Genomic DNA, 4,115 nt, shown 5'->3' with positions numbered 1-4,115 from the left:
TTGTGGAAAACAACAAATTTCCATAAATTTCTATTAGTTTCTATTAATTTCAATTTTTTTAATAATATCTCCCTATCTCCTTAATCTCCACATCTCCTTTTGTTACACCACCTGAACGCTTACTCCTGGAGTTACCTTATCAACCAGGGAAAACAGTCAAATCATTTTGTGGGGATTCATACTGTAGTGCCAAAACTCAACCTCTCTGCTCTGTAAGTTGTTGATAATACAAGACTTATTTTTTTAAGCGGCGAACTTGGGTTAAAGAAATAGAAGAACTTTTGGTAAAAAAATAAGCCTAAGAAAATTTGGTGGTGTCTGAAAATAACTCTAATAGTGAAATCTATGCAGATTTGGTGTCCAAAAGGGATTTCCTCCAAAGAGCAAAATGCAAAACTCGTTTATAGTTTATAGTCTATAGTCCTTCAACTATCAACTATAAACTATCAACTATCAACTTGAAATTTGATTTGTAATTTTGCATTTTGATATTTGATTTTTGATTTAATTTCAGGTCTAACTCTCAGTTATCTCCCCCAAATCCTATTTTGCAGAACCCTATTCTTTTATGACCTTCCAATTACCTTCCGTAGGATAAGTGTGTCCAAAATCACTATTGGCAATGTCCATTTTCAAAAGAACCGAATTTTTTGTTGACAAAGGATAAAATTTCTGGTAGAATATTCTCACAATGGGCACAAATGGATATAATACCCAAAGCCTGTTCCTGACAGGCTCAGGAACATTCAAAAAAGCAAATTCCTATCAGTCAAGACCCGGAGATTCCTGATGAGATTTTCGGTTTTCATGCTCAACAATCGGATGAGAAGATGCTAAAAGCGGTCTTGGCCTATCAAGGGATTAAATTTCCATTTACTCATCGATTGGCTGACTTGATAGACGTGAGCAAAGAGCAAGGTATTGTTTTACCAAAGAGATTAGAAGATGTGCGTTTTTTTTGACACCCTTTGCTGTTAACTTTCGTATTCCAAACAATAATTTTCTCTGTGTTCTCTATGGTTAGTTTTTGACATTACTGATTTATAAGGGAAAAGGGGAAAAAACAGGGAAAAATGGGAAAAGAAAAAATGGAATCACTTTTACCCTTTTCCCCAGTTTTCCACTTTCCCTTTATTACACACTGTTCACTTACAAAATCTTAATTTATGCCGTTGTTGAGTATAAAACAAAGGAGACATTATGAAAATTGCTTTTATTACAAGAACATGCAATAAGAAAGGGGGAATTTCACGATGTGTAGCAGAATTAGCCGAGATATTCAGCCATACACATGAGGTCCATATATTCGCTAACTCATGGCAAGATATCTCGAGTGATAAAATTATCTTCCATAAAGTGCCAATGTTGAAAGGTAACTTCTTTTTGCAACGAAAGAAAGCAGGTTTAGCCACCATATTACAGGTATATAGTTTTGTCTTAATGAGTAAATTGAAAATTAGACCATCAAACTTTGATATTGTTCATTCCTATGGTGATTGCTTCATACCTTTTGATGTATATACTTCACAAAGTAGTCATAAAACTGCTGTCAGAGTTGCCAGAAATAGTGGGTGGGGAACTTATAATTATTTAAAAAATACTATCTTAAATCCGCTAAACTTAATCGTCTTTTTAATAGAGAAATTTTCATATCAACGACGAGGGAGTAAGAAAAATGTAATAATAATTTCACCTACTGAATGGATAAAGAGAGAAATTATAGCCGATTATAAAACTCCAGAAGAAAATATAATAGTTATTCCTAATGGAGTTGATATTAATGAATTTAATCCTAAAAATAGGGAAGAATTTAGAGATGAAGTCAGGAAAGAACTTAATATTAAAAAAGACGATTTGGTTCTCATATTTATAGCCTATGAGTTTAAAAGGAAAGGATTAAAATATATTATTGAAGCACTTCCTTTGATTAAAAGTGAGCGGGTAAAACTTATTGTCATTGGTAGAGATAAAATAAAACCTTATGTATTTCTATCAGAAAAGTTAAAGGTTGCTCATCAGATAATATTTCTTCAACCAACTCCCCTTAAAAGATATTACGCCGCATCTGATATTTTTGTATTTCCAACGCTCTACGAAGCATTTTCATTAGCTACATTGGAAGCTATAGCATCTGGATTGCCTATAGTAGCTACAAAAGTTAGTGGAACTGAAGAATTAATTGAGGATGGTTACAATGGATTTTTTATTCAGAGAGATGCACTTGATATTGCTCAAAAAATAAGTTTCTTCCTCGAAAATGAACACTGTATAAAACAAATGGGAGAAAATGCCCGTCGGACGGCTGAAGGATATTCATGGGAAAAGGTAGCTCGTCAAACTGAAGAAATTTATAAGAAAATCCATCTTTTAAAATCTGAATCTGTATGAGCAGAAGCAGTCATAACTCAGCAACTCGCAGAGGAGAAATGAAAATAGCCACTGAAGTCACTGAAAACACTGAAGGATAAGAGGATAAGAAGTTGAGAAGATGAGAAGATGAGAGGTTAATTTGCTTTTAAGAATCTTAACTTCTTATCTTCTTAGCCTCTTAACTTCTATAATAATTTATCAGTGAGTTTTCGTGTATTCAGTGGCTAAATCAATCTGTGTCCTTCTGCGTTTATCTGTGGCTAAAAACTATTTTCAGGAGAAACGGACATGTCCACAGGGTGGACACAAAGGAGGATGAAAATAGGGGTAGGAGATAGAAGGTGGGAGGTAAGGAGATAGGCGTGAGGAGTGATGTTTTCTTTACTTTCTACTTTCTACTCTCTACTTTCTACTTCCTATTTTCAGAAGAACACTCATGAACCTGCGGCTCACAAAGGGAGATGAAAATAAACCACGAAGAGCACGAAGGAACCACGAAGTTCACGAAGAAAGAATTAAAGGAAATTAAGAGATTTGTTGTTTAATTCTTCGTGTCTTCGTGGTGGGGAAAAAGCTTTTTAGTCGAAATTTGTACGTTCTTGCAAATCAATGACTTATAGACATTTTCAGGAGAATTATCTGATGAATGAATGTTTAATTATTGGAGGAGGCGGTTTCTTAGGATCACACTTAACCAAAAGGCTTTTAGAAAAAAACTATAAAGTGAGAATATTAGAGCTACCTCATAAAGAATATCCTGATTTAACTCCATTCCTGGATAAGATTAAGTTAATAAAAGGCGATTTTACTAAGCCTTCTGTCATCCAATCTGCGGTTATCGATGTGGACTTTGTATTCCATTTAGCCTGTACAGTAGTCCCTCAGGATTCGATGGAAGACATTGCCTATGACCTTAAAAGTAATGTTATAGGCTCAATCCAATTGTTTGAAGTCTGTAGAAAACAAAAGATTAAAAAAATTATATTCTCTTCCTCAGGAGGTACTGTCTATGGTATTCCCCAAACTTTACCAATTCCAGAGTTACATCCGACATATCCTTTATGTTCCTATGGTATTACTAAACTTACAATAGAAAAATATCTTTATATGTATCATCATCTCTATAAGTTAGATTATGTTATTTTACGCACTTCCAATTTTTATGGTGGCAGACTTAACACATTTCGGCAACAAGGAGCAATAGATGTTTTCCTTAATAAAGTAAAGAACAAAGAACCTATTATCATCTGGGGTGATGGAACGGTAGTTCGCGATTATATCTATATTGATGATGTAGTGGAGGCATTTATACTTTCTTGTGAGATGCAAACCAAAAATAAAATTTTTAATATTGGCGATGGTAAAGGAACTTCACTTAATGAATTGTTAAACATAATAAGAAAGGTTACCGGAAAAGAATTTGAGATTCAGTATAAACAGGGTCGTCCTTATGATGTCCCAATTAATGTTCTTGATATTAAACGAGCTAAACAAGAACTATGTTGGCAACCTAAAGTTTCATTAATGGATGGAATTTTATATTCCTGGCAGGAAATTAAATTAGCGAGTTAGTGAATCTGGACTTTCGTAAATTTTATGCTACTTCTAACGGAACTTCCCCTCAAAAAGAGCCTATAAAGAAGGGATAACCTTTTAATAATCAAGGGGATAGGCAAATTTTAGACCTTAAAAGTGTGCATACGAGTATTATTAAAAAATTTTATTATTTTTTTTAAAAAATGCTT

3 protein-coding genes are annotated in these 4,115 nt (G+C 33.7%); all 3 read left to right on the top strand.

Annotated features, from left to right (window positions below; translation table 11 throughout):
• Positions 1-758 precede the first annotated feature (758 nt).
• On the top strand, positions 759-962 hold the full coding sequence (locus AB1422_17520) for a HEPN domain-containing protein (protein ID MEW6621103.1): 204 nt from the start codon (positions 759-761) through the stop codon (positions 960-962).
• A 238-nt stretch (positions 963-1,200) separates the two neighbouring features.
• Positions 1,201-2,388, top strand: coding sequence for a glycosyltransferase family 4 protein (locus tag AB1422_17515; GenBank protein MEW6621102.1), 1,188 nt, complete (start codon positions 1,201-1,203; stop codon positions 2,386-2,388).
• A 624-nt stretch (positions 2,389-3,012) separates the two neighbouring features.
• A complete protein-coding gene (locus tag AB1422_17510) occupies positions 3,013-3,942 on the top strand; it encodes an NAD-dependent epimerase/dehydratase family protein (GenBank protein MEW6621101.1) in 930 nt (309 codons plus the stop codon).
• The last annotated feature ends 173 nt before the right edge of the window (positions 3,943-4,115 follow it).

This window comes from bacterium, assembly GCA_040757115.1.
Taxonomy (GTDB): Bacteria; UBA9089; CG2-30-40-21; order CG2-30-40-21; family SBAY01; genus JBFLXS01.
This window is presented reverse-complemented; position numbering and strand designations above follow the sequence as displayed.